The following is a 409-nucleotide window of genomic DNA, read 5'->3' as shown; positions in this document are numbered from 1 at the left end:
CTTTGGACATAGGCAACCAGAAATGAAAGGTTCCAGATGACCCTGATCATATCGACAATCGATGATTGCCCGCCTTCCATGACAAAGCGTGCAATTCGCGCAAGCAGAGAGCGAAACTGAGGATCCTTAAATCTTGATGCAACAATGCCGATCCTATAGATTTGGCGGCCGACAAAAGTTCTTGTCTCCCAGGCTATTTGCACATTACCTACCAGCGGGCAGCACCGTTGCAAGCCGTTCGCTAACAGGCTGGAGGCGGTTGTCTTTCCAATCCCAGGGAGACCGAAGAATTCTACAAATCGAATGTCTGTTTGAAGCGCGCGCGCTTCAACGCTGGGCCGCAAGCCTGCCGCCAGGTCACGAACGCTGTGCGAAGTCATTGGGATTCAGGTGGGAAGTTGGTTCGAAG

General features: G+C 52.1%; 1 protein-coding gene. It reads right to left on the bottom strand.

Features of this window, described 5'->3' with window-relative positions:
- Positions 1-380: hypothetical protein (locus EN786_RS38385; RefSeq protein ID WP_210238930.1), on the bottom strand; the 380-nt coding region annotated here is incomplete at its 3' end.
- Positions 381-409 lie beyond the last annotated feature (29 nt).

Source organism: Mesorhizobium sp. M4B.F.Ca.ET.143.01.1.1 (assembly GCF_004792275.1).
GTDB lineage: Bacteria > Pseudomonadota > Alphaproteobacteria > Rhizobiales > Rhizobiaceae > Mesorhizobium > Mesorhizobium abyssinicae.
Note: the sequence above shows the minus strand (reverse complement) of the source record. Positions and strands in the feature narration are given on the sequence as shown.